Source organism: Dietzia sp. 179-F 9C3 NHS (genome assembly GCF_045369825.1).
Taxonomy (GTDB): Bacteria; Actinomycetota; Actinomycetes; order Mycobacteriales; family Mycobacteriaceae; genus Dietzia.
The window spans coordinates 58064-84214 of record NZ_JBIQES010000010.1; the positions used below are offsets into that span (position 1 = coordinate 58064).

The window sequence follows — 26151 nt, forward strand, 5'->3', positions numbered from 1 at the left end:
ATCGGTGTTCACCGCCCGCGCGTGCGGCTATTGGTCCGCGGTGTCGTACGAACATAGGACACGGCGGAGCGGTCGCGCGGGGGTTTGTGCGCGGCCGCGGCCTCGGAATCGACGCCGCTCGGGGCGGCGGCCGCGGCATCCCGGGCCGCCTCGGCCCGGGCCGAGCCGGTCCGCAGTTCGATGCGGGGCAGGAGGGTCAGGATCGCGGCGGCGGCCACGGCGAGGACCCCGGCCACGAGGTAGATCTCGGACATGCTCAGCGCGTAGCCCTGCTCGAATGGGTGCGCGACGAGTTCGGGGAGTCGGTTGATCACCGACGAGTCCTTGGTCACGGACTCGAGGGCGGCCGTGCCGGTCGCGGGGTCGGCGAGGCCCCGGAGGATGCCGAGCGCGGCCGGATCCTGCTGCAAAGCGGGGTCGGCGAGTCCTTCGCGGATCCCGACGGCGAGGCTGCCGTCGGCCGCGGCGGTCTCGAGCTGGCCGCGGATGGAGTCGCCCACCCGGCTGAAGAGGATGGACAGGAAAACGGCTACGCCCGCGGTGCCGCCGACCTGGCGGAAGAAGGTGGCCGAGCTCGTGGCCACGCCGATCTCGCGCGGGCTCACCGCGTTCTGGACGATGAGCGTGAGCGGCTGCATGCAGTTGCCCAGACCCGCGCCCATGACGAGCATGTAGGTCATCACCAGCCACAGCGAGGTGTCGGCGTCGATCGTCCACAGCAGGAACAGCCCCACCGCCAGGAGCACGGTGCCGAGGATCGGGAACTCGCGGACGCGGCCGGTCCGGGAGATGAGGATGCCGGAGACGATCGAGGCGACCATCATGCCCAGCACCAGCGGGAGCATCATGAGGCCGGAGTCCATGGGGCTCGCGCCGTGGACGATCTGCATGTAGAGCGGCAGGGTCATCATGCCGCCGAACATGGCCATGCCCACGATCACCCCGCCGGCGGTGGCGATGGCGAACGTCCGGTCGCGGAAGAGGCGAAGCGGGATGAGCGCCTCGTCGCCGGCGCGGGCCTCGGCGAGGAGGAACAGACCGATGCCGGCGGCGCCCACCACGAAGCAGGTGAGCGCGGCGGGGGAGGACCAGCCCCAGGCCTGACCCTGCTCGGCCACGAGGAGCAGCGGCACCAGACCCACGACGATCGCGGCGGCGCCCGCCCAGTCCACGCGGTGGTCGACCCGCACGTTCTTGACGGTGAGCGTGGCCAGGACCAGGGTCAGGGCGGCGGCGCCGATGGGCACGTTGATGAGGAAGACCCAGCGCCAGCCGTCGAGGCCGAGGATCGTGTCGTGGTCGGCGAAGAAGCCGCCGATGACGGGCCCGAGGACCGACGACGAGGCGAACACCGCCAGCATGTAGCCCTGGTACTTGGCGCGGTCGCGCGGCGGGATGATGTCGCCGATGATCGCCAGCGAGAGCGACATGAGCGCGCCGGCGCCGAGCCCCTGGACCCCGCGGTAGGCGGCGAGCGTGTACATCGAGTCGGCGAACGAACAGAGCAGGGAGCCGATGACGAAGACGACGATGCCGATGACGAAGAACGGCTTGCGCCCGTAGATGTCGGAGAGCTTGCCGTACAGGGGCGTCGAGATGGTCGACGTCATGAGGTAGGCGGTGGTGACCCACGCCTGAGCGTCGAGGCCGTGGAGGTCGTCGGCGATCGTCCGGATCGCGGTGCTGACGATCGTCTGGTCCAGGCTGGCCAGGAACATGGCGGACATTAGGCCGGCGAGGATCGTGAGGATCTGGCGGTGGGTGAGCTCGCCGTCGTCCGCGGCGGGAGAGTGCGCGGTGGCCTGGTCTGTCACGGGGTCTCCTCGGGGGTGGTGCGGGCGTCGAGCTCGGTCCGGAGTGAGTCCGCGAGGTGGGTGAGGTGGTGGTGGAGCGACCGGGCCTGCTCGGGGCTCCAGTCGGCGAGGATGCCGGCGAGCCAGCGTCCGTGGCCCTCGGTGACCCGGTCGAGGAGCTCCTCGCCGTCGGGGGTGAGGGTCACGAGGCTGGCCCGGCCGTCGTCGGGGTCGGGGGCCTTGGCGGCCAGCCCGAGCGATTCGAGGTGTCGGACCTGTCGGCTCACCACCGAGACGTCGGTGTGGACGCGCTCGGCCAGGGTCGTGACCCGGGCAGCCGCCTCGCGGACGGCGAAGAGCAGGGGGTAGGTGGACACCTCGATCTGCTCGTGGAAGCGGGGCGAGGTGGCGCTGAGGGCGCGGAGGAGCTTGACCACGCGGGAGAGGTCGACGGCGAGGTCGGCCGACAGCTCCGGATCGACGGGCACGGGGTCCTCCTGACCACACCGAAAACAATTGCTTGCGTCAAGCAAAGATAATCCTCGTTCTGGTGTCCGACAAATCCGGTGTCGTCCGTTCGTATGAATCCCGCCGCATCCCGGCCTGTCACGGGCGGGACTGGCGGCCGTCCTCGCAGGTAGGACGGCGTCAGCAATGGTGCCCCCGGTCGGACTCGAACCGACACTGGACGGGTTTTGAATCCGTTGCCTCTGCCAATTGGGCTACGGGGGCGGGCGCGGCGGGGCCGCGGGACTGATCGGCGGTGAACCGCTGGTCGGGAAGTCTAACGGAGACCCCCGCGCGGCCGTCAGACCACGCCCCTAGAGTGGCGGTGTGAGCACCACGAGCCAGGCCCCAGGAACCGCGCCCGCCCCCGCCACGCCCACCAACGGGGGAGAGCGGCCCCGCCTGCTGCTCCTCGACGGGCACTCGCTGGCCTTCCGCGCCTTCTACGCACTGCCGGCGGAGAACTTCTCCACCAGCTCCGGCCAGCACACCAACGCGGTCTACGGGTTCCTGTCCATGGTCGCCAACCTCGTGGGATCGGAGTCGCCCACGCACATCGCCGTGGCGTTCGACGTCTCCCGCTCGACGCTGCACCGTACGGCCGAGTACCCCGAGTACAAATCCACCCGGTCGGCCACGCCGGAGGAGTTCGCCGGCCAGATCGGTCTCATCCAGGAGGCGCTCGCCGCGCTCGGCGTGCGCACCCTCTCGCTCGAGGGCCACGAGGCCGACGACATCATCGCGACCCTCGCCACGCAGGCCGGTCCGGCGGGGATGGACACGCTCATCTGCACCGGCGACCGCGACGCGCTGCAGCTCGTCACCGACGAGGTGACCGTGCTGTACCCGGTCAAGGGCGTCTCCGAGCTCACCCGCTACACGCCGGAGGCGGTCGAGGCCAAGTACGGCGTCACCCCGGCGCAGTACCCGGACGTCGCGGCGTTGCGCGGCGACACCTCGGACAACCTGCCGGGCGTGCCCAAGGTGGGGGACAAGACCGCCGCCAAATGGATCACCCAGTACGGCAGCCTGTCCGAGCTCATCGCCCATGCCGACGAGGTCAGGGGCAAGGTTGGCGAGAGCTTCCGCGAGCACCTGCCGCAGGTCCAGCTCAACCGGCGCATCACCGAACTCACCCGGGACCTCGAGCTGGGCGTGGGAATCGACGACCTCACCCGCGCCGAGCCGGAGCGGGCCGACGTCAACGCGCTGTTCGACAAGCTCGAGTTCGGACCCCAGGCCCGCGACCGCTTCTACACCGCGTTCCTCTCCGAGGGCGAGCCCGAGCCGCCGGCACCCGCCGAGCTCGAACAGGCCGTGGTCCTGCACGCCGGAGAGGTGTCCGACTGGCTTGCCGCGCACGCCGCCGCCGGGCAGCGGCACGGACTCGTCGTCGTCGGACCCTCCCGCCCCGCGGAGGGGGACGCGCAGGCCGTGACCGTGGCCGCCGCCGACGGCGCCTCCGGGCACATCGACCTGGCCCGGATCGGGCCCGACGACGAAGAGGCGCTGCGCGTCTGGCTCGCCGACGCCGCGGTGGCCAAGGCCGTACACGACGCCAAGCCCGCCACCCACGCGCTGCTCGGGCGCGGCCTCGACCTGGTCGGGGTGACCAGCGACGTGGCGCTGGCCGCCTACCTCGTCCGGCCCGGCCAACGCACCTACGGGCTCGCCGAGCTCTACCAGCGGCACCTGCAGAAGGAACTGCCCGAGGTCGAGACCGGCCAGTCCCAGCTCTCGCTACTCGACGAGGTGGACGAGTCCGAGGCCGAGCAGCAGTCCGCCGACGGCGCCGCCACCCGTGCCCGCGCGGTGCTCGAGTTGGCCGAGCGGCTCGACGTGGAGCTCGAGCAGGTCCACGGGGCCCGGCTGCTCGCCGAGATGGAACTGCCGCTCGTGCCGGTGCTCGCGCGCATGGAGGCGGCGGGTATCGCGGTCGACCGCACCGCGCTCGACGACCTCCGGGGCGGCTTCGCCGATCGCGGGAGCGACGCCGCTGAGGCCGCCTACGCCGCGATCGGTGGCGAACAGATCAACCTCGGCTCGCCCAAGCAGCTGCAGGTGGTGCTCTTCGAGACGCTCGGCATGCCCAAGACCAAGCGGACCAAGACCGGCTACACCACCGACGCCAAGGCGCTCGAGGACCTGCTCGCCAAGGAGACCAGCGACACCCCGGGCCGCGCGTTCCTCGAGGCGCTGCTGCTGCACCGCGAGGCCACCAAGATGCGCACCACCGTCGAGGGGCTGGTCAAGACGATCGGCGACGACGGACGCATCCACACCACCTTCAACCAGACCGTCGCCGCCACGGGCCGGCTCTCCTCGACCGATCCCAACCTGCAGAACATCCCCGTCCGCACCGAGGACGGCCGCCGCATCCGCTCGTCGTTCGTCGTGGGCGAGGGCTACGAGTGCCTCTTCACCGCCGACTACAGCCAGATCGAGATGCGCGTCATGGCACACCTGTCCGGCGACGAGGGACTCATCGAGGCGTTCCGGACGGGCGAGGATCTGCACTCGTTCGTCGGCTCCCGCGCCTTCGGCGTCCCCATCGACGAGGTGACCCCTGACCTGCGCCGCCGGGTGAAGGCCATGAGCTACGGCCTCGCCTACGGCCTCAGCGCCTTCGGTCTCGCCGCGCAGCTCGGCATCAGCCAGGCAGAGGCACGCGAACAGATGGAAGCCTATTTCGCCCGCTTCGGCGGCGTGCGCGACTACCTGCGCGAGGTCGTGGAGAAGGCCCGCAAGGACGGCTACACCGAGACCCTCTTCGGACGGCGCCGCTACCTGCCCGAGCTCAACTCCGACAACCGGCTCAAGCGCGAGAACGCCGAGCGCGCCGCGTTGAACGCGCCGATCCAGGGCACCGCGGCGGACATCATCAAGGCGGCGATGCTCCAGGTCGACGCCGATCTGCGCGACCGTGAGCTGCGCAGCCGGCTACTGCTCCAGGTGCACGACGAGCTCGTGCTCGAGATCGCCCCCGGAGAGCTCGACGAGGTGCGCGACCTCGTGGTGGACCGGATGTACAAGGCGATCGAGCTCGACGTTCCGTTGGACGTCTCCACCGGCATCGGGCCCGACTGGGATTCCGCCGGGCACTGACCACTGTCGGGCATTCCGTTTTGTGGCGGCCCCCCTATGCCTTAGGTTCAGTCCCATACTCGGCACCCTCTACGCCTGAAAGAGCAGAACATGACCCCCACCTCCCGACGTGGCCTGCGCGCCGCGCTCGCCCTGACCGCAACCGCCGCCCTCGCGCTGACCGGCTGCACCACCAACACCGAGGGCCCACAGGACTCGGGCGAGCCCCGCGAGGAGGTCGCACTGGAGGTGGACGAGGAGATCGCCGCGCTGGTGCCGGCCGACATCCGTGAGCGTGGCACGCTCGTCGTGGGCTCCAACGTTCCGTACGCGCCCAACGAGTTCAAGAACGAGCAGGGCGAGATCGTCGGGTTCGACATCGACGTGGTCAAGGCCGTCGCCCAGCTCATGGGCCTCGAGGCAGACGTGCGAGAGTCGGACTTCGAGAAGATCATCCCCGCCATCGAGGGCGGCACCATGGACATGGGCGCCTCCTCGTTCACCGTCAACGACGAGCGGCTCAAGACCGTCGACTTCGTCACCTACTTCGAGGCCGGCATCCAGTGGGCCTCCGCCGCCGGCAAGGATGTCGACCCCGATGACGCCTGCGGCCTCACCGTGGCCGTTCAGCGCACCACGGTCTCCGACCAGGAGGACGTCCCCGCCCGGAGCAAGGCCTGCACCGACGCCGGCAAGCCGGCCATCGAGAAGGTCCAGTTCGACTCGCAGGACGAGGCCTCGACCGCCGTCGCGCTCGGCAAGGTGGACGCGATGTCCGCCGACTCGCCGATCAGCGCGTACGCGGTCAAGCAGTCCGAGGGCAAGATGCAGCTCGCCGGCGACGTCTTTGACGCCGCCCCCTACGGCTGGCCCGTCCGCAAGGGCTCCGAGCTCGGCCCGGCGCTCGAGGCTGCCGCCAAGAAGCTCGCCGAGTCCGGCGACTTCGAGAAGATCGCCGGCAACTGGGGTGTCGAGGACGGCCTCATCGACGATCCGCAGGTCCGAAAGGGCTGAGTGAACCGCCGGTGACTTCCGACGAGACGGGACCCGAGACCGGACCCGAACCGAGCACGCCCGTACCCATCAAGGCTGTCCCGCTGCGACACCCGTGGCGCTGGATCTCGGCGGCGCTCGTGCTGGTCTTGGTATTTCTGTTCGTCTGGGGCGCCGCCACCAACCCCGCCTACCGCTGGGATACCTACGGCCGCTACCTGTTCGACACCAGGTTCGGCATGGCGGTGTTCTACACCGTCGCGCTCACCGTGCTCTCGATGATCCTCGCCGTCATCCTCGGCGTGATCCTGTCGGTGATGCGGATGAGCGAGAACCCCGTGCTCAAGGCCGTGGCCTGGGTATACCTCTGGATCTTCCGCGGCACGCCGATCTACGTGCAGCTGCTGTTCTGGGGACTGATCTTCACCCTCTACCGCCAGATCCAGTTCGGGATCCCGTTCACCGACCTGACCTTCGTGCGCTTCGAGGACACGATGGTCCTGTACTCGGCGTTCTGGCTGGCCGTGATCGGCCTCGCCATGAACGAGGCCGCGTACATGGCGGAGATCGTGCGTGCTGGTATCTCGTCTGTCCCCGAGGGGCAGTCCGAGGCTTCCACGGCGCTCGGGATGTCGCGGGCCCAGACCATGCGCCGCACCGTGCTCCCGCAGGCGATGCGCGTGATCATCCCGCCCACGGGAAACGAGCTGATCTCCATGCTCAAGACCACGTCGCTCGTCGTCGCGATCCCGTTCTCCGGCGAGCTCTACGGTCAGGCGCGGGACATCTCCGGAGTCAACTTCCAGCCCATCCCGCTGCTGCTCGTGGCGGCCACCTGGTACCTCGTCATCACGAGCGTCCTCATGGTGGGCCAGCACTACCTCGAAAAGCGGTTCTCCCGCGGCGCGACCCGCCAGCTCACCGCGCGACAGCTGCGCGTGATGGCGGAGGCCGATGGGGTCACCCCCTCGGCGATCATGTCCGCCACCGGCCGCGAGAAGGGGGGCGCGCAATGACCCCGATGGTCCTCGCGCAGCAGGTCTGCAAGAACTTCGGGTCGCTGCAGGTGCTCAAGGGCATCGACCTCGAGGTTGCCCGCGGAGAGGTGCTGTGCCTGGTGGGCCCCTCTGGCTCCGGCAAGTCCACCTTTCTGCGCTGCATCAATCACCTCGAGAAGGTCGACGCCGGACGCCTCTATGTTGACGGCGAACTGGTGGGTTACCGCCAGAAAGGTGAGAAGCTCTACGAGATCTCGCCTAAGCAGGCCGCCCGCCAGCGCCGCGACATCGGCATGGTGTTCCAGCACTTCAACCTCTTCCTCCACCGCACCGCCCTCGAGAACGTCATCGAGGCTCCGATGCTGGTCAAGGGGGTATCCAGGGCGACGGCGACCGAGCGGGCGCGAGAGCTGCTCGACAAGGTGGGCCTGGGCGGCAAGGCCGACGCCTACCCCGCCCAGCTCTCCGGCGGCCAGCAACAGCGGGTGGCGATCGCCCGCGCGCTGGCCATGGAGCCCAAGCTCATGCTCTTCGACGAGCCCACCTCGGCGCTCGATCCCGAGCTCGTCGGCGAGGTGCTCGCCGTGATGCGCGACCTCGCCGCCGGTGGCATGACCATGGTCGTGGTGACCCACGAGATGGGCTTCGCCCGCGAGGTCGCCGACACCGTGGCCTTCCTCGACGGCGGCGTCGTGGTGGAGTCCGGCGCGCCCGCCGAGGTGCTCGGTAACCCGCAGCACCGGCGGACGCGGGATTTCTTGTCCAAGATTCTCTAGCGCGGCCGCGGCAGCGAGGCGACGAAGATCGCGGTGCCGGGGAAGATCGCACCGCGCAGCGGACTCCACTGGCCCCACTCGCGGTCCAGCCACTCCGGCCACTCGGGTTCGACGAGGTCCTCCACGACGAATCCGGCGGCCACGAGCTCACGGATCCGGTCGCCGACCGTCCGGTGGTGCTCGACGTAGCTGAGCTCGCCGGCGTCGTCGTACTCGGCGTAGGGGCTGCGGTCGAAATAGGGGAACAGTGCGACGAGTCCCTCGGGCCCGGGATCGTCGCGGAAGATCCACCGCATCGGGTGGTTGACGGAGAAGACGAAGCGGCCGCCGGGCCGCAGGACCCGTGCGGCCTCGGCCATGACGGCGGCGGTGTCGGCGATGAAGGGGACCGCGCCGAAGGCGGAGAAGACGACGTCGAAGGCCTCGTCGGCGAAGGGCAGGCAACCCGCGTCGGCCTGGATCAGCGGCACGTCGGCCGCGGGGCCGGTAGACCGGGAGGCGGCTTCTGCGCCCACGCGGAGCATTCCCGAGGACAGATCCGTGGCCACCGCGCGGGCTCCCTGCCCGGCGAGCCAGCGTGAGCACGGTGCCGAACCGGCGCCGATCTCCAGCACGTCGCGCCCGGCCACGTCGCCGAGGAGGTGCCAGTCACCCTCGTGTAGTCCCTCGGGACACCAGACGAACTCGCCGTCGGGGGAGTGGGCGCCGAGGAAGTCGCCGTGCTCTCGGTGGTAGTCCACCGCCTCGGCGTCCCACCACGCGCGGGAGGCGCGGACCGAGTCGTCCGGTGGCGGGGGGTTTGTGCACGTCACGACGGAAGCGTACAGTCGACGGTCGCGTGTGTACGAGTCCCATGTCACGCGCGAGAAGTTCCTCTGTCCACTACGATTCCTATCCACCTCGGAGCACCCCACCCTATGACCACCAACACCACGTCCCCGCAGGTAGCCGTCAACGACATCGGCTCCGCGGACGACTTCCTCGCCGCCATCGACGCCACGATCAAGTACTTCAACGATGGCGACATCGTGGAGGGCACGATCGTCAAGGTCGATCGCGACGAGGTCCTGCTCGACATCGGCTACAAGACCGAGGGCGTCATCCCCTCGCGCGAGCTGTCCATCAAGCACGATGTCGACCCCGGTGAGGTCGTCGAGGTGGGCGACGAGGTCGAGGCCCTGGTCCTCACCAAGGAGGACAAGGACGGCCGTCTGATCCTGTCCAAGAAGCGCGCCCAGTACGAGCGCGCCTGGGGCACCATCGAGGAGCTCAAGGAGAAGGACGAGGCCGTCAAGGGCACCGTCATCGAGGTCGTCAAGGGCGGCCTCATCCTCGACATCGGTCTTCGTGGCTTCCTCCCCGCCTCGCTCGTGGAGATGCGCCGCGTCCGCGACCTCCAGCCCTACGTGGGCAAGGAGCTCGAGGCCAAGATCATCGAGCTGGACAAGAACCGCAACAACGTCGTCCTCTCGCGCCGTGCGTGGCTCGAGCAGACCCAGTCCGAGGTCCGCTCCGAGTTCCTGCACCAGCTGCAGAAGGGCCAGGTCCGCAAGGGCGTCGTGTCCTCGATCGTCAACTTCGGTGCGTTCGTCGACCTCGGCGGTGTGGACGGTCTCGTCCACGTCTCCGAGCTGTCCTGGAAGCACATCGACCACCCGTCCGAGGTCGTCGAGGTGGGCCAGGAGGTCACCGTCGAGGTGCTCGACGTGGACCTGGACCGCGAGCGCGTCTCCCTCTCGCTCAAGGCGACGCAGGAGGATCCGTGGCGGCACTTCGCCCGGACCCATGCGATCGGCCAGATCGTCCCGGGCAAGGTCACCAAGCTCGTCCCGTTCGGCGCGTTCGTCCGCGTCGAGGAAGGCATCGAGGGCCTCGTCCACATCTCCGAGCTGGCCGAGCGCCACGTCGAGGTGCCGGACCAGGTCGTGTCGGTGGGCGACGACGCCATGGTCAAGGTCATCGACATCGACCTCGACCGTCGTCGTATCTCGCTCTCGCTCAAGCAGGCGGACGAGGACTACACCGAGGAGTTCGACCCGTCGAAGTACGGCATGGCCGACAGCTACGACGAGGCCGGCAACTACATCTTCCCCGAGGGCTTCGACCCCGAGACCAACGAGTGGCTCGAGGGCTTCGAGAAGCAGCGCGAGGAGTGGGAGAACCGCTACGCGGAGGCCGAGCGTCGCCACAAGATGCACACGGCCCAGATCGAGAAGGGGCGCGCCGCCGCCGCGGAGGCCGCCGAGGCCGCTCCGACCAACTACTCGTCGGAGTCCAGCGCGTCGGCCCGTCCGTCCGCCTCGGACGCCGGCACCTCCGAGACCACCGGCGGTTCGCTGGCCTCGGATGAGCAGCTCGCGGCCCTGCGCGCCAAGCTCGCCGGCGGCGAGTGATCACGCCCTAGCTGCTCGCTGACGCAGCCCCGCACTCCGGCCTGACGCCGGGTGCGGGGCCGCTCTCTTCTGCCCGGGCGGCGGACGTGCGGGGATGCGCATACGACGCCTTGTGCGCCACCTCCTTATTGGTAATCATTCCCGGCATGCCCAACACTTTCACCTGGCGTCTACGGGGCGCCGCACTCCTGACCATGTCCGCCACCGTCCTCGCCGCGTGCGGTGGAACCGACGACGAGACCGACAGCGCTGCCCAGGGCGGCGGCGACACGGCGGCGGAGACGACGTCGGCCCCCGTCGAGCAGCGTCAGGCGACGCCTCGGCTCGTGGCCACCTACGACGGCGGCCTGCTCGTCCTGGACGCGGAGTCCCTCGAGACGGTGGCGGACCTCCCGCTGGACGGCTTCAACCGCGTCAACCCGCTCGGCGACGACCGGCACGTGGCCGTCTCCACATCCGGAGGCTTCCGGATCCTCGACGTCGGCACCTGGGGCGAGCCCCACGGTGATCACGCCCACCACTACACCGCGGACCCGGCGCTCACCCCGGTGACTCTCGAGGCGGAGAAGCCGGGGCACGTCGTGGTCCACGACGGGCTCACCGCGTTCTTCGACGACGGAACCGGCCGCATCACGGTGGTGGACAGCGCAGACGCCGCGGACCCCAGCGTCGAGCGTCGTACGCTCGAGTCGGAGTACGCACACCACGGCGTCGCCGTTCCCGCCGCGGACGGGACGGTCGTGAGCACGCTCGGAGACGAGGACTCGCGAGTGGGCCTCTACGTTCGTGACGCCGACGGGGCCGAGGTGACCCGCACCGAGGACTGCCCCGGCATCCACGGGGAGGCGGCGGCCCTCGGCGCCCTCGTCTTCGGCTGCACCGACGGCGTGGTGGTCTATTCCGACGGCGAGTTCCACAAGGTGGAGGCCCCTGACGCCTACGGCCGGATCGGTAACCAGGCGGGGTCGGAGTCGTCTCCGGTGGTGTTGGGCGACTACAAGGTGGATGAGGACGCCGAGCTCGAGCGGCCGACGCGCGTGGCTCTCGTCGACACCGAGGAGCGCTCCCTGCGTCTCGTAGACCTGCCGGCCAGCTACAGCTTCCGCTCCCTGGGGCGCGGGCCGGAGGGTGAGGCGCTCGTGCTCGGCACCGACGGCCGACTCCACGTGATCGATCCCGAGTCGGCGGAGATCGTCCGCTCGATCGACGTCGTCGACGAATGGACCGAGTCCACCGAGTGGAAGGACCCGCGCCCGACCCTCTACGTCCGTGGTGGTACCGCGTACGTCACCGAGCCGTCCTCCTCGCGCCTCGTGGCCGTGGACCTCCGGACAGGGGAGGTCACGGCAGAGGTGACGCTGCCCCACGCCACTGACGAGCTCACCGGGGTGGGCGGGGACGCGCCCGGTGCCGCACACGCGTCGCACGGGCACTGACGCCCGCCGCGCCGGTCCGGTGGGTCCACCGCTGGCCTAGAATCCTGGCCATGTTGATGGTGGGTCTGACCGGTGGGATCGGCGCGGGCAAATCGACGGTCACCGCCGTCCTCGAGGACGAGGGCGCGGTGATCGTCGACGCTGACCTGATCGCCCGCGAGGTCGTCGAGCCGGGCACGCCTGGGCTCGCCATGCTCGTCGCCGAGTTCGGCGACGACATCGTGGGATCGGATGGGGCTCTGAACCGTGCCGAGCTCGCGGCCCGCGCGTTCTCCGACCCCGACCGAACGGCCGCGCTCAACGCCATCACCCACCCGCTCATCGGGGAGCGGACGTCCGAGCTGTTCGCCTCCGCCCCAAAAGACGCGATCGTCGTCCACGACATGCCGCTGCTCGTCGAGGGCGGGATGACCCCGGGCTACCACCTCGTGATCGTGGTGGACACCCCGGCGGAGATCCGCCTCGAGCGGCTCGTGGAGCAGCGGGGGATGCCGGAGGACGACGCCCGCGCCCGCATGTCCCGGCAGGCGACGGACGAGGCCCGCCGGGCTGTCGCGGACGTGCTGGTGGACAACTCCGGACCGCGTGATCTTGTGCGCGGGGTGGTCCACGACCTGGTCGCGCAGCGGTTGCGCCCGTTCGAGCATAACCTCCGCACGGGGACGCCGGTGGTGGGCGACCGCTCCGTGGTGCCGCACCGCCCCGAGTGGGCGGCGGAGGCGGAGCGGGCCTGCGCCCGCCTGCGGCACGTCCTGGGCGACACGGTGTCCCGCATCGACCACGTGGGGCCCACCGCCGTTCCCGGGCTGGACGCCCCCGACATCGTCGATCTGCAGGTCACCGTGCAGGACTCGGACGCCGTCGACCGGGCGGTACGGGTGCTCACGGCCGCGGGCTACGTGCGGGACCGCTCCTCCGAGCGGCCGGTCCTGCACTGGTGCGACCCCGCACGACCGCTGGAGGTGACGATCCGCGGCGAGGAGGACCCGGAGCAGGAGTTCGCGCTCCTCATGGCCGAGGTGATCGGCGCCGATCCCGTGGCCCGTGCCGAGTACTCCGAGATCCTGGGCCGGGCCGACCGCGAGGCGACCCGGGAGTGGGAGCGGACGCGCTGCGCCCGCGCCCGGCGGTGAGCCGCGCCCGCCGCTGAATCCGAGCCCCGCCGGCCCCGGCCGGTCAGCGGCGCAGCCACTCCAGGCTCAGGCCCTCGGATCGCAGCCACTCGGTCAGCGAGTGGCCGTGCGCGGCGATTCCGGTCGAGACCGCGAAGGCCGTCTCCATGGCCCGGCCGCCGGTGTCCGGATCGAGGAGGTCCTCCGCGATGGCCAGGGCGAGCTCGTCGCCGTCGAGCACCTCCGTGAAGGCTCCGGTCCTGCAGATGATGTCCAGGTAGAGGTCCCGCGTACGCCAGGGACCCGAGCCCCCGGCCGGCCGCTCGATTGTCATGATGTCCACGTAGAACTCCTGCTCCTTCTCGTTGCCGGGAGTGAAGTGGAAATCGGTGATCCGCAGGTCCAGAGCGGGAAGCAACCAGGACTCGACGTAGGAGAACCGGGGATGGTCGGCCTCGCGCGCCATGTAGAGCCCGTGTGCTGTCTCGCGGAACACGTCCACCGGGCGCACGAACCCCTTGGGGTCGGTGTTCGCGCGCGCGGCGACGTCGAAGGTCTCCCGCTTGGGCGCGTGGGCGACGACCGCGGCTCCGGGCGCCCGGCGCCCGGGCATCACGACGTGGGCACCTTGCCGTCGACCAGCTCGGACACGGGGACCTGCCGGACGACCTCGGTGGTCGTGGCGGGGACCGCCGGCTCCGAGGCCCGGTGGAATCCGTGGACCGCGATCTCGGAGAGCTTCGTGCGGACAAGGAAGACGTTGTAGGCGTTCCACGTGGTGACGAGGTAGTACAGGTCCTCGCCCTGCGCCCACGGGTGCATGAACGCGCCGTACACGCCCGGCAGCATCGAGTAGTCGATGAGCGAGGTCGAGCGGCTCCAGGGGCCCTCCGGGTGGTCCGCGGTGCGCAGGACCACCGAGTCGAAGCCCTGCGAGTACATGGCCGTGTACTTGCCGAGGTGGGCGTTCCACATCACCGACATCTCGCTGACCGGTCCGGGCATGACCGTCTCGGCGTCGCGGACATCGGGGACCCAGCCCGTGCCGTCCCAGTACTCGTAGTCGCCGGGGTCGAGGACGTCGGCCTCGGGGACGCGGGCGAGCACCGGCGCCCCCTGGCGGCCGGAGGGGGTGAGGTATTCGTACAGGTACCCCTCCGCCGTGAGGAACGCGCTCATCTGGGCGCCGCGCCATGCGGCGTCGACGGGCGGGGCGCCGTCACCGGCGGGAACGGTGTCGGTGATCGGCCGGGCCATCGCCGGGACGACCTCCCAGTTCTCGCCGTTGTCCTCGGAGTAGGCCAGGCCGGAGTAGTTGGTGGTCCAGCTGCCCGGCTGCCCCCACTGGGCCACGGACATGAAGCGCAGGTACTGGACGCCGTCCACGGAGATGCCGGCGGTGGGGATGGTGGTGACCTCGCCGGGCAGGTGCGAACGCGGAACGATCGACTTGGCCAGACCGTCGGGGCCCGTCGCCGCCGAGTCGATCGTGATGCCGTCGCCGAGCGCCTCTGCAGGTGTCGAGGACCGGAACAGGACGTTGGAGCGCCACTGGTTCCCGGGGACGGTGCAGTCGCCCATCGTGTCGCCGAAGGCCATGAGGATCTGCGGGTCGGCGGCGTCGCCGTTGTCCCACATGATCCCGAGGTCGGTGCCGGCGACCCCGAACCGGTTGATCGACTCGGTCGGGCTGGTCGGGCCGGTGACGAGCTGCAGGAACTGCGTGGGCCCGCGCAGGACGGGGACCGTGCCCTGTTCGCCGGTGATCCACGGCGGCATGCCGTAGACGGAGCCGGTGACCGGGTTCAGCGATCCGGAGATGATGTTCCCGAGCGAGCCCGTCTCGAGCTGCTGGACGAGCGAGCCCGAGCGGTCCGCGGACCCCAGCGCGCGGGAGGCGGACCCCACCGAACCGTCCGGCCCGGCGGATCCGGCAGACCCGAGCGATCCCAGGGATCCGGCAGCCATCCCGGCGCCGGTCCGGTGCTCGAGGAGTGAACCGAAGTTGCCGAACATCTCGCTGCACGGGCCGGCGGAGACCGCCGGGGCGGACAGCACGGTGGCCAGTGGGACGGTGGTGGCGAGAGCGACTGCGGCCGAGGTGAGACGGCGGAGAGGGTTCACGGGGGCTCCTTTCCGCCCGCCCGGACGGATCCGGTCGGGCTGGGGCAGCGGGCGTCGACCATGGGGCGTCGAGGTAAGTCGCGACTCATACTAGGGTCCGTCTACGACAGAAGGGGGTGCTCTCCCGGGTGGGGGTGCACGAGCGACTCGTACTCTGGGCGTATGGCCTTCGCGACAGAGATCCCCGACGACGGGGCCCCCGTCGACCCCACCGTGCTCTCCTACTCGGAGTTCCGGCCGATCGGCGAGATCGAGCGGAGTTCGGATCGCTTCGAGGTGGTCAGCGAGTTCACACCGTCCGGCGACCAGCCCACGGCGATCGCGGAACTGGACGAGCGGCTGCGGGCGGGGGAGCGGGACGTGGTCCTGCTCGGCGCGACCGGCACCGGCAAGTCGGCGACGACGGCGTGGCTCATCGAGAAGGTCCAGCGGCCCACACTCGTGATGGCGCCCAACAAGACCCTCGCGGCGCAGCTCGCCAACGAGCTGCGGGAGATGCTGCCGAACAACGCCGTCGAGTACTTCGTCTCCTACTACGACTACTACCAACCCGAGGCGTACATCGCGCAGACGGACACCTACATCGAGAAGGACTCGTCGATCAACGACGACGTGGAGCGCCTCCGGCATTCGGCGACCTCGTCGCTGCTCTCCCGGCGCGACGTGGTGGTGGTGAGCTCCGTGTCCTGCATCTATGGTCTGGGCACGCCACAGTCGTACCTCGACCGCTCGATCCCGCTCAAGGTCGGCCAGGAGGTCGAGCGGGACCGGCTCCTGCGGCTGCTCGTGGACGTGCAGTACGAGCGCAACGACGTCTCCATGACGCGCGGCACCTTCCGCGCCAAGGGCGACACGGTGGACATCATCCCCACCTACGAGGAGCTCGCGGTGCGCATCGAGTTCTTCGGCGACGAGGTGGACGCGCTGTACTACATCCACCCGCTCACCGGCGACGTCGTGCGCAAGGTGGAGGAGGTCCGCATCTTCCCCGCCACCCACTACGTGGCCGGCCCGGAGCGGATGGCCAGAGCGATCGCGTCGATCGAGGAGGAACTGGAGGAGCGGCTGGCCGAGCTGGAGAACCAGGGCAAGCTCCTCGAGGCACAGCGGCTGCGCATGCGCACCACCTACGACATCGAGATGATGCAGCAGGTGGGCTTCTGCTCCGGTATCGAGAACTACTCGCGGCACATCGACGGCCGCGAAGCCGGCAGTTCTCCCGCCACGCTCATCGACTACTTCCCCGAGGACTTCCTCACCGTGATCGACGAGTCCCACGTCACCGTCCCGCAGATCGGGGCGATGTACGAGGGCGACGCCTCCCGCAAGCGCAACCTCGTCGACTTCGGGTTCCGCCTGCCGTCCGCGTTGGACAACCGCCCCCTGACGTGGGAGGAATTCTCCGACCGCGTGGGGCAGACCGTGTACCTCTCGGCCACCCCGGGCCCGTACGAGTTGGGGCGGACCGGCGGCGAGTTCGTCGAGCAGGTCATCCGCCCCACCGGGCTGGTCGACCCCGAGGTCGTCGTCAAACCCACCAAGGGACAGATTGACGACCTCATCGGCGAGATCCGCGCCCGCGCCGAGCGCGACGAGCGTGTCCTGGTCACCACACTCACCAAGAAGATGTCCGAGGACCTCACCGACTACCTGCTCGAACTTGGGGTGCGGGTGCGCTACCTGCACTCGGAGATCGACACCCTGCAGCGCGTCGAGCTCCTGCGAGACCTGCGGCGCGGGGAGTACGACGTCCTGGTGGGCATCAACCTCCTGCGCGAGGGCCTGGACCTGCCGGAGGTCTCCCTGGTGGCGATCCTCGACGCGGACAAGGAGGGCTTCCTCCGGTCCAGCACCTCGCTCATCCAGACCATCGGCCGCGCCGCCCGCAACGTCTCGGGCGAGGTCCACATGTACGCCGACACGGTCACCGACTCGATGCGCTACGCGATCGAGGAGACCGAGCGGAGGCGCGAGAAGCAGATCGCCTACAACACCGAGCACGGCATCGACCCGCAGCCGTTGCGCAAGAAGATCGCCGACATCCTCGACCGGGTGGGGGAGGAGCGGGACGACGCCGCGGAGGACGCAGACCCCACCCTGCGCCCCGAGCTCGTCGGCGCACGTGCGGCCGGCGACGCCGCACGGCCGCGCAAGGAGCTGGAGAAGCTCATCGAGGAGATGACCGAGCAGATGATGTCCGCGGCCACCGACCTACGCTTCGAGCTGGCCGGCCGCCTCCGAGACGAGATCGCCGAGCTGCGGCGCGAGCTCAAGGGGATGCGCGAGGCGGGCATCGACTGACCGGGATGTGACGTCCGGCGCTTACGGCGGACGCGGCCCCACCCCGGGCACTACGCTGTGGGGAACGAGTTGAGCGCGGTTCCGTGCCGGTCGGGGGACCGGCCGCGCGCCGAGGAGAGGAAGAGCATGAGCGCCTACAGGAAGGTCGTCGTCGGTACCGACGGTTCCGAATCGTCGTTTCGGGCGGTCGAGCGCGCGGCGACCTTGGCGGCCGGCGAGGACGCCACCCTGGTGATCGCCTGCGCGTACGTCCTGGCCGACCAGCGGTCCGTGAGCCACGCCGCCGACCAGCTGGGTGACGACGCCTACCAGATCCGCGGCGACAACCCGGCGGAGGACATCGTCCGCAGTGCCCGCGAGCGTGCCGTCGCGGCGGGTGCCGGGACCATCGAGGTGCGCACCGTCAAGGGCGCCCCGGTGGAGTCGCTCATCAAGCTCGCGGACGACGTGGGGGCCGACCTGCTGGTGGTGGGCAACAAGGGTCTCAACTCCATCACCGGCCGGCTGCTGGGCTCGGTCCCGGCCGACGCCGCCCGTCGTGCGACCTGCGACGTGCTCATCGTCCACACGACCTGACGGCGGTCAGCCGCAGAGGTGCGCGCGGCTCGCGTCCACGAGGGCGCGGCCCGCGTCCGCGGAGTTGGTTCCGCCGTCGCCGTCGCGGGCGGCCAGTGCGGTGGTGAAGGGACGGAAGCGGTCGAGGACCGTCCCCGGGTCCGCCCCCTCGGCGATGCCGCGGCAGATCCCCAGCCCCACCTCGACGGCCGTGTCGGCCGCGGTGTCCGTCGCGACACCGCGGCCGGCGAGGTCGTCGAGGAACGCCTGTTCGTTGCTGCTGCGCTCCGCGCCGGTGCCGGTGCCGGTGCCGGTGTCCGACGGCGTGTCCGAAGGATCCTGTCCGCCGGGGGCGGAGGCGGCGGCGGTCCCGGTGGTCTCCGCGGGCTCGTCCGCCGGGCTCGCGCACCCCGCTGCCGCCGCGACCCCGACGAGGCCCGCCGCGAGTGCGATCGCGGCCCGTGTGCGCATTGTCCTCATGCGATGAGCTCCCGTCCGCCGGCGCCCAGGGCGTCGCGGATCCCCGCGAGTAGCGGCCCGAAGCCACCCGGCTGGACCAGGACCAACTCCTGGGTGGCGCGCGTCGCGCCCACGTAGAGATCCTGCAGGCCCTGCGGGGACCGGGTGAGTACGCCGTCGGGATCCACCACCACGACCGTGTCGAACTCGAGCCCCTTGGCCTGGGACACCGGGAGCACGACGGTGTCCGGTCGCGTCGCCGCGAGGGCGTCGACCACCGGTGCATGCCCCGCCCCGTCGGGGAGGAGCACGGCGATCGTCCGCTCCGGGTCCACGGCGCCGGCCTCCTCGGCCACCACCCGCGGCACGGCGCCGGGCTCGGGCTCGAGCCAGGCGACCTCGCGGCGACCCGGCCGCACCGTCCGGGGGGAGATGGCGGCGGGGTCGATCTCCGCGAGGAGGAGTTCGGCGACCGCGGCGATCGTGGCCGGCGTCCGGTAGTTGACGGTGAGCTCGCAGTGCACCCACCGGTCGTCCACGTACGGCGAGAGCGCGTCCCCCCACGCGTCGATGCCGGCGGGGCTGGAGGTCTGGGCGACGTCTCCGACCAGCGTCATCCAGCGGTTGGGGGAACGGCGCATGAGCATCCGCCAGGCCATGGCGGACAGCTCCTGGGCCTCGTCAACGATGACGTGGCCAAAGGCCCAGGTGCGGTCGGCCCCGGCGCGGTCCGCCACGGTGAGATCGGAGTCCGCCGTGTGGCGGCGGGCCAGCGACTCGGCGTCGACCACGTCGTAGGCCATGAGCACCTCGGGGTCGAGGTCGTCCTCGATGTCCTGGACGGCGGACCCGGTGAGGATCTCCAGCGCCTCCTCGGCCTGGCGGACCTGCTCGGCCCACGCGCGGTCGGCCTCGGAGCCGTCCGCGGCCGGATCCTCGCCGAGCAGCTCGGCCAGCTCGTCGAGGAGGGGCACGTCGGCCGCGGAGAAGTCCTCGCCGTCGACCCTGTGCAGGGCCACCTGATCCTCGGCGACGTACTCACCGGCCGCCTCGGCGATCCGGTCCGGGTCGCCGAGCAGGTCGGCCAGAACCTGCTCGGGGCGCAGGACCGGCCACCACCGGTCGATCGCCTCGAGCACCTCCGGAGCAGCGGCGACCTCCGCGCGCAGCTCCGCGCGATCGTCCGCCCCGAGGAGAGGCCGTGACGGGTCCCCGAGGTCACCCACGCCGTCACCCTCGGGGGCCCATGCGGCGGCCTCGGCGTCGCCCACGGGCTCGGTGAGGGCGGCGACGTACTGCTCCGCCAGCGCGTCCACGATGCGGTCCGCGAACGCCTCCCGCGCCGCGTTGTGGGGACGGCGGCTCATTCGCGCGCGCCCCCGCGCCGAGCGCACCATCGCCGGCGTGAGCACCAGCCGGTGCCCCTCGCACAGCACCTCGACGTCCGACTCCGGCGCGAGCTGACGCGCCCGCACCGCGGCGCGGAGGATCCCCACCATGTCCTCCGAGCCCTTGACCTCCTCGCCGCGCAGCGATTCCGCGCCGGTCGCCCGGATCCCGGGGTAGAGGTCGGCGAGGGTGCGCAGCACGACCCCGGACTCGCCGAGGGACGGCAGGACGCGCGCGATGTAGTCGAGGAACCGGGCGTTGGGGCCGACGATGAGGACGCCGCTGCGGTCGAGTTGGCGCCGGTGGGTGTACAGCAGGTACGCGGCTCGGTGCAGGGCCACCGCCGTCTTGCCCGTCCCCGGGCCGCCCTGGACCACCAGGACCCCACGGTGCGGGTTGCGGATGATCTCGTCCTGCTCGCGCTGGATCGTGGCCACGATGTCGGTCATGTGCCCCGAGCGGGCGGCGTCGAGCGTCTCCAGTAGCGCTGTCTCGCCCACGACGTCGGCGGTGTCCTCCCCGGGCAGCGCCCCGCCCACCGGGGCCGTCAGGTACTCGTCGTGCACCCCGATGACCCGGCGACCGATCGTGCGGAGGTGGCGGCGCCGGTGCGTGCCCTCCGGCCGTGCGGTGGTGGCGAGGTAGAACGGTCGGCTGTGGTCCGCGCGCCAGTCCAGGAGCAGCGGGGTGAGATCCTCGTCGTCGTCTCTCAGACCCACCCGGCCGATCCGCCGGACCTCGCCGTCCTCCATGTCCAGGCGACCGAAGTAGAGGCCGAGGTTGGCGGCGCCGTACGCCGCGAGCTCCGCCGAGTACAGGCGCACGAAGGACTCCCGCTCGGAGCGGGCCTGCGGCGTCCCCCCGGCGCCCCGCAGCACCGCGTCGAGCCGGGCGCGGGTGTCGGTCCGCAGTTCCTCGAGGCGGTCGAGGAGCCGGCCGAGGTGGCGCTGCTCCTCGGCGACGGCGTCGGGTTCCGGCACGGGCGCTCCTCTCGGGCTCACGGGTGGATCGGACAGGACGTCCAGGCTACCGGTTGCGGCCGGAGGGCATCGGACGGCGACGACCCCGCCCGGCATGCCGGGCGGGGTCGTCGCCGGGGTCACCGGCGCGGGGCCGGCGGGAACGCTCAGGGCGCGATGATGCGCGCGAGGCCCAGGCGGGCCCGGTCGGACCTCAGCTTGGCCCGCTCGGCCGCCGCACCGGCGTCGGCGCGGAGCTGATCGGTGTCGACCTCGGCGGCACGGGCGGCGGCGGCCTCGCGGGCCACGGCGGCCCGCTCCCGGGCGTCGTGGGCACCGGCGGACGCGGCCGCGGCGGCGGCGCCGGCCTGGCCCTTGATCTGCTCGAGCGCCGAGGCGGCGGCCGGGGAGGCGGTCTCGCGGGCGGCGGAGGCCTGCTCGCGGACCTGGGCGGCCAGCGGTGCGGCCTGCTCGCGTGCCGCGGACGCCTGGTCGCGGACCTGCGCAGCCACCACGGGCGCCTTCTCGCGGACGACGTCCGCGAAGGACGTCGCCTGCTCGCGGACCTGGTCGGCCACCTCGGGGGCCTTTTCCCTGACGGTGTCGGCGACGACCGGAGCCTTCTCCTTGACCGTGTCGGCCACACTGCGGGTCTGGTCCGCGACCGTTGCGGCGACACCGGCGATGGCGGCGCCGGCGGCGGCCGTCTCGGACTTGGCACCCGGCAGCTTGGCCGAGACCTTGTCGCCGACCTTGCGGGCGCGCCAGCCCAGGCCGGGCTGCCCCGCGGTGTCGGCGGTGGCGAGGATGAGTGCACCGAGGAGCGCGACGTCCGTGGCCAGGCCGGTGGTCTTGCGGCTCCGGGCGGCCGGGTCGGACTCCATCCAGAACGCGTGCCTCGAGACGGTCGTGGGCACGTGCGAGGCAGTCAGGGCCAGCGCGGACAGGCGCGGGGCCTTGCCGAGCGCGAACAGCACACCCGCGCCGACCTTGACCCCGGCGAGGGCCTTGACGAGGGTCTCGGTGTCCTTGGGGACGGGCGGGACGTTCGTGGACACACGCTCGTTCACGGCCTGCTCGCCCTTTTCGACGAGCGGCGTCGCCTTGTCGACGAGCGGCGCCGCGTTCTCGATGCGGGCCTGCGGGTTACGCAGCGTCTCGACGCCGTCGATGATGAACACCGAGGCGAGCATGGGTCGTGCGAGTCGTCGGATCATCGTTCCTCCTGGGGAGATGGGATGCGTGGTCGAACCTAACCGCTAACCGCCCGGCGCGCCGCCGGTCCGCGTGTCGCGGCGCTCACACGGGCACGCCCGACGGGGGCGTGTGCTGGGCCGATCCGCCGCACGGGAGGCGCTGATAACGATTGGGAATCGGTGGACCTCCCGGCGTCTCCGCGGGTCACCAGCCGCGGTCGCGCCACTCCTGCAGGTGCGGCCGCTCGGCGCCGAGCGTGGTGTCGTCGCCGTGCCCGGGGTGGACCACCACGTCATCGTCCAGCCGATCGAAGACCCGCTGCTCGAGGTCGTCCATGAGCTGCCCGAACTGCTCGGGGGTGTGGGTCTTGCCGGGACCACCGGGGAAGAGCGAGTCGCCGGAGAACAGGTGGGTGCCCGCGTCGGTCCGCAGGAGCAGGGCCAGGCCGTCGGGGGTGTGGCCGCGCAGCCCGATGACCTCCAGCCGGAGGTCGCCGACGGCGAGCTCGTCGCCATGGACGACCGTCCGGTCCGTGGGGACGTCGATTCCCTCGGCGTCGCCCGGGGAGGCGAGGGTGGAAAGTCCCAGGGCCTCGACGGTCTCGGCGAGACCGACCCAGTGGTCGGGGTGCTGGTGGGTGGTGAGCACCTCGGAGACGCCCGGCGCCTCCGCCCGGAGGTGGGCGACGAGTTGGGGGGCGTCGTTCGCCGCGTCCACGAGCAGGACCGCTCCGCTCGCGGTGCACTCGACCACGTAGACGTTGTTGTCCATCTCCCCGACGGTGATCTTGGAGACGCGGGCCGGCCCGACGGGGAAGCGCTCGCCGGTCAGGCGCCCGTCGAGCCTGCCGGTGTAGCCCTCGGCGAGGGTGACCTGTTCGGGGATGTTCTCGGTGGGATTCGACATACCTGCAGGCTACCGACGTCGCAGGGGTGCTGCGGGGACAGCCTTGTCCGAGGACGTTGGTACCTTCGGTCTGCGGGGAACGGCGGCCGTCACGCGTATCGCGGCTCGGTGTCGACCTCCCCTCGGAAGGAGAACCCCATGGTGGACCGCCTGGTCGTGCGTGGCGCGCGAGAGCACAATCTCAAGGGCATCGACATCGATGTGCCGAGGGACTCGCTCATCGTGTTCACCGGCCTGTCGGGGTCGGGCAAGTCCTCGCTGGCGTTCGACACGATCTTCGCCGAGGGCCAGCGCCGGTACGTCGAGTCGCTCTCGTCGTACGCCCGGATGTTCCTCGGCCAGATGGACAAGCCGGACGTGGACTTCATCGAGGGCCTGTCCCCGGCGGTGTCGATCGACCAGAAGTCCACCAACCGCAACCCGCGCTCGACCGTCGGCACGATCACCGAGGTCTACGACTACCTCCGGCTGCTGTACGCGCGGGCGGGCGTCCCGCACTGCCCACAGTGCGGCGAGGTGGTCTCCCGGCAGACTCCGCAGCAGATCGTCGACCAGATCCTCGAGGACGAGGAGGGGGTCCGCTTCCAGGTCCTGGCCCCGGTGGTCCGGACCCGCAAGGGCGAGTTCGTCGACCTCTTCGCCCAGCTCGCCGCGGACGGCTACAGCCGCGTACGCGTGGACGGCGAGCTGTACCAGCTCACCGAGCCCCCCACGCTCAAGAAGCAGGAGAAGCACGACATCGAGGTGGTGGTGGACCGCCTGGCCGCCAAGGCGTCTTCGCGTCAACGGCTCACTGACTCGGTGGAGACCGCCCTCGGGCTGGCCGACGGCGTGATCGTCATCGATTACGTGGATCGTGAGGAGAGCGACCCCGGCCGCCGTCGGCGGTTCTCCGAGCACATGGCGTGCCCCAACGGCCACCCCATCGCGCTGGACGACATGGAGCCCCGCGCGTTCTCCTTCAACTCCCCGTACGGGGCGTGTCCGGTGTGCGACGGCATCGGCGCGCACCTCGAGGTGGATCCGGACCTCGTCGTGCCGGACCCCGAACGCTCCCTCGCCGACGGGGCGATCGCGCCCTGGTCCGGCGGCCAGAGCGCCGACTACTTCCAGCAGCTCCTCACCGGCCTGGCCGACGACATGGGCTTCGACCTGCGGACCCCGTGGCAGGACCTGCCCGCCAGGGTGCGCAAGGCGGTCCTCGGCGGGGCCTCCACCAAGGTCCGCGTGCGGTACCGGAACCGCTACGGCCGCGTCCGCACCTACGACGCGAAGTTCGAGGGCGTCATGGCGTTCCTCAAGCGTCGCCTCGAGCAGACCGAGTCGGAGCACGCCAAGGAGCGGTATCAGGGCTACATGCGCGAGGTCCCCTGCCCGGCGTGCGACGGTACGCGGCTCAAGCCCGAGATCCTCGCCGTCACCCTCGCCGGACCGGACGGGGCGCAGCGGTCGATCGCGGACATCAGCCGGATGTCGGTCGCGGACTGCGCGGCGTTCCTCGACGGGCTCGAGCTGAACGCCCGGCAGGCGATGATCGCCGGCCGGGTGCTCAAGGAGATCCAGGCCCGCATGGGGTTCCTGCTCGACGTGGGCCTGGACTACCTCTCGCTCGACCGGGTGGCCGGCAGCCTCTCCGGCGGCGAGGCGCAGCGGATCCGGCTGGCGACCCAGATCGGCTCCGGTCTCGCCGGCGTCCTCTACGTCTTGGACGAGCCGTCGATCGGGCTGCACCAGCGCGACAACCGGCGACTCATCGACACCCTGGTGCGGCTCCGAAACCTCGGCAACACGCTGCTCGTGGTGGAGCACGACGAGGACACGATTCGCTCCGCCGACTGGATCGTAGACATCGGCCCGCTCGCGGGCGAGCACGGCGGGCGGGTGGTCCACTCGGGCGACTACGACGGCCTGCTCGCCAATCCCGAGTCGCTCACCGGCGACTACCTGGCAGGCCGTCGGGAGATCCCGTTGCCCGAGGTGCGACGTGGTTGGAGCGACGACAAGCAGCTGCTGGTGCGCGGTGCCCGGGAGAACAACCTCAAGGACGTCGACGTGGTGTTCCCCGGAGGCGTCCTCTGCGCCGTCACGGGCGTCTCCGGCTCCGGTAAGTCCACGCTCGTCAACGACATCCTCGCCACCTCGCTGGCCAACCAGCTCAACCGGGCGCGGCAGGTGCCGGGTCGGCACTCGCGGATCGACGGAGTGGACTCCTTTGACAAGCTCGTCCAGGTGGACCAGTCGCCCATCGGCCGCACCCCGCGCTCGAATCCCGCCACGTACACGGGCGTGTTCGACAAGATCCGCACCCTCTTCGCCGCCACCACCGAGGCCAAGGTCCGCGGCTACAAGCAGGGACGGTTCTCGTTCAACGTCAAGGGCGGCCGCTGTGAGGCCTGCCAGGGCGACGGCACGCTCAAGATCGAGATGAACTTCCTGCCGGATGTCTACGTCCCGTGCGAGGTGTGCCACGGCGCCCGGTACAACCGCGAGACCCTCGAAGTGCACTACAAGGGCAAGACCATCGCCGAGGTGCTGGACATGCCCATCGAGGAGGCCTGCGAGTTCTTCGAGCCCATCACCTCGATCCACCGGTACCTCAAGACCCTCACCGAGGTGGGCCTGGGCTACGTTCGACTCGGCCAGCCGGCGCCTACGCTCTCCGGCGGCGAGGCGCAACGCGTCAAGCTCGCCGCCGAGCTGCAGAAGCGCTCCAGCGGGCGGACGGTCTACATCCTCGACGAGCCCACCACCGGACTGCACTTCGAGGACATCAACAAGCTCCTGGTGGTGATCCAGGGGTTGGTGGACAAGGGCAACACCGTCATCGTGATCGAGCACAACCTCGACGTGATCAAGTGCGCCGACTGGGTGATCGACATGGGGCCCGAAGGTGGTGCCGGGGGCGGCACGGTCGTGGCCGAGGGCACGCCGGAGCAGGTGGCCGGCGTCGCCGCCAGCCACACCGGCCGGTTCCTCGCCGAGATCCTGCCCGAGGTGGGGGAGCAGGCCGCCGCCGGGAAGGTGTCGGCGAAGAAGGCGTCGGTCACGAAGGCACCGAAGAAGAAGGCGTCGGCCACGAAGGCGCCGGCGAAGAAGGTCGCGGCCGCGAAGACCCCCGCGAAGAAGGCCGCGGCCAAGGCCGCCCGGAAGGCCCGCGCTCTCCGCTGAC

General features: G+C 70.8%; 19 protein-coding genes and 1 tRNA gene. 10 read left to right on the top strand and 10 right to left on the bottom strand.

The genetic code is table 11. The features are described from left to right. Positions 1-8: 8 nt before the first annotated feature. The 3 genes from ACH0BZ_RS12885 to ACH0BZ_RS12895 all read right to left on the bottom strand — a co-directional run bounded on the left by ACH0BZ_RS12885 (position 9) and on the right by ACH0BZ_RS12895 (position 2525). Positions 9-1814 carry an MDR family MFS transporter gene (locus ACH0BZ_RS12885; RefSeq protein ID WP_406898893.1) on the bottom strand — a complete coding sequence of 602 codons (1806 nt, stop codon included), beginning with the start codon at positions 1812-1814 and terminating at the stop codon, positions 9-11. Then, complete coding sequence (locus ACH0BZ_RS12890) at positions 1811-2281, bottom strand: MarR family winged helix-turn-helix transcriptional regulator (RefSeq protein WP_406898895.1); 471 nt, start codon at positions 2279-2281, stop codon at positions 1811-1813. The genes ACH0BZ_RS12885 and ACH0BZ_RS12890 overlap by 4 nt, the downstream gene beginning before the upstream one ends. Positions 2282-2448: 167 nt before the next feature. After that, positions 2449-2525, bottom strand: a tRNA-Leu gene (locus ACH0BZ_RS12895). A gap of 102 nt (positions 2526-2627) precedes the next feature. On the opposite strand from ACH0BZ_RS12895, the gene polA reads away from it, so the two are divergent. The 4 genes from polA (at position 2628) to ACH0BZ_RS12915 (ending at position 8151) form a co-directional block, all read left to right on the top strand. Beyond that, the gene (gene polA / locus ACH0BZ_RS12900; protein WP_406898896.1) at positions 2628-5405 is read left to right on the top strand and encodes a DNA polymerase I; all 2778 of its coding nucleotides are present in this window, start codon (positions 2628-2630) and stop codon (positions 5403-5405) included. Between the two features lie 90 nt (positions 5406-5495). Then, positions 5496-6398, top strand: coding sequence for an ABC transporter substrate-binding protein (locus tag ACH0BZ_RS12905; RefSeq protein ID WP_406898897.1), 903 nt, complete (start codon positions 5496-5498; stop codon positions 6396-6398). Positions 6399-6409: 11 nt separating this feature from the next. Then, positions 6410-7393 carry an amino acid ABC transporter permease gene (locus tag ACH0BZ_RS12910; RefSeq protein WP_406898899.1) on the top strand — a complete coding sequence of 328 codons (984 nt, stop codon included), beginning with the start codon at positions 6410-6412 and terminating at the stop codon, positions 7391-7393. Continuing rightward, positions 7390-8151 (top strand): amino acid ABC transporter ATP-binding protein, encoded by a 762-nt coding sequence (locus ACH0BZ_RS12915; RefSeq protein WP_406898900.1) that lies wholly within the window; start codon positions 7390-7392, stop codon positions 8149-8151. The genes ACH0BZ_RS12910 and ACH0BZ_RS12915 overlap by 4 nt, the downstream gene beginning before the upstream one ends. On the opposite strand, the gene ACH0BZ_RS12920 is transcribed toward ACH0BZ_RS12915, so the two are convergent. Continuing rightward, the gene (locus ACH0BZ_RS12920) at positions 8148-8963 is read right to left on the bottom strand and encodes a class I SAM-dependent methyltransferase (RefSeq protein ID WP_406898902.1); all 816 of its coding nucleotides are present in this window, start codon (positions 8961-8963) and stop codon (positions 8148-8150) included. The two genes, ACH0BZ_RS12915 and ACH0BZ_RS12920, sit on opposite strands and share 4 nt — an antisense overlap. A 105-nt stretch (positions 8964-9068) precedes the next feature. On the opposite strand from ACH0BZ_RS12920, the gene rpsA reads away from it, so the two are divergent. From rpsA to coaE, 3 genes are all read left to right on the top strand, one after another. Continuing rightward, a complete protein-coding gene (gene rpsA, locus ACH0BZ_RS12925; protein ID WP_406898903.1) occupies positions 9069-10544 on the top strand; it encodes a 30S ribosomal protein S1 in 1476 nt (491 codons plus the stop codon). Positions 10545-10690: 146 nt separating this feature from the next. Then, positions 10691-11980, top strand: a complete 1290-nt coding sequence (aztD, locus tag ACH0BZ_RS12930) for a zinc metallochaperone AztD (protein WP_406898904.1) — start codon at positions 10691-10693, stop codon at positions 11978-11980. A gap of 50 nt (positions 11981-12030) precedes the next feature. After that, positions 12031-13113, top strand: a complete 1083-nt coding sequence (gene coaE / locus ACH0BZ_RS12935; RefSeq protein ID WP_406898905.1) for a dephospho-CoA kinase — start codon at positions 12031-12033, stop codon at positions 13111-13113. Between the two features lie 43 nt (positions 13114-13156). Here the strand turns inward: coaE and ACH0BZ_RS12940 are convergent, their stop codons facing one another. After that, positions 13157-13705, bottom strand: coding sequence for a DUF402 domain-containing protein (locus ACH0BZ_RS12940; RefSeq protein ID WP_406898950.1), 549 nt, complete (start codon positions 13703-13705; stop codon positions 13157-13159). Continuing rightward, positions 13705-15216, bottom strand: coding sequence for a DUF4185 domain-containing protein (locus tag ACH0BZ_RS12945; RefSeq protein WP_406898907.1), 1512 nt, complete (start codon positions 15214-15216; stop codon positions 13705-13707). The genes ACH0BZ_RS12940 and ACH0BZ_RS12945 overlap by 1 nt, the downstream gene beginning before the upstream one ends. Before the next feature lie 162 nt (positions 15217-15378). Between ACH0BZ_RS12945 and uvrB the strand changes: the two genes are divergently transcribed. Beyond that, positions 15379-17517, top strand: coding sequence for an excinuclease ABC subunit UvrB (gene uvrB / locus ACH0BZ_RS12950; RefSeq protein ID WP_406898908.1), 2139 nt, complete (start codon positions 15379-15381; stop codon positions 17515-17517). A gap of 126 nt (positions 17518-17643) precedes the next feature. Beyond that, on the top strand, positions 17644-18093 hold the full coding sequence (locus ACH0BZ_RS12955; protein ID WP_406898910.1) for a universal stress protein: 450 nt from the start codon (positions 17644-17646) through the stop codon (positions 18091-18093). Between the two features lie 6 nt (positions 18094-18099). Here ACH0BZ_RS12955 and ACH0BZ_RS12960 read toward each other — a convergent pair whose 3' ends face one another. The 4 genes from ACH0BZ_RS12960 to ACH0BZ_RS12975 all read right to left on the bottom strand — a co-directional run bounded on the left by ACH0BZ_RS12960 (position 18100) and on the right by ACH0BZ_RS12975 (position 22982). Beyond that, on the bottom strand, positions 18100-18543 hold the full coding sequence (locus tag ACH0BZ_RS12960) for a DUF732 domain-containing protein (protein WP_406898911.1): 444 nt from the start codon (positions 18541-18543) through the stop codon (positions 18100-18102). Between the two features lie 5 nt (positions 18544-18548). Further along, positions 18549-20900 (bottom strand): HelD family protein, encoded by a 2352-nt coding sequence (locus ACH0BZ_RS12965; protein WP_406898913.1) that lies wholly within the window; start codon positions 20898-20900, stop codon positions 18549-18551. 146 nt (positions 20901-21046) lie between these two features. Further along, positions 21047-22096 carry a DoxX family membrane protein gene (locus ACH0BZ_RS12970; RefSeq protein WP_406898914.1) on the bottom strand — a complete coding sequence of 350 codons (1050 nt, stop codon included), beginning with the start codon at positions 22094-22096 and terminating at the stop codon, positions 21047-21049. 184 nt (positions 22097-22280) lie between these two features. Beyond that, positions 22281-22982, bottom strand: coding sequence for an MBL fold metallo-hydrolase (locus ACH0BZ_RS12975; protein ID WP_406898915.1), 702 nt, complete (start codon positions 22980-22982; stop codon positions 22281-22283). A 138-nt stretch (positions 22983-23120) separates the two neighbouring features. Between ACH0BZ_RS12975 and uvrA the strand changes: the two genes are divergently transcribed. Then, entirely contained in the window at positions 23121-26150 is a 3030-nt protein-coding gene (uvrA, locus tag ACH0BZ_RS12980) for an excinuclease ABC subunit UvrA (RefSeq protein ID WP_406898917.1), read from the top strand. The last annotated feature ends 1 nt before the right edge of the window (position 26151 follow it).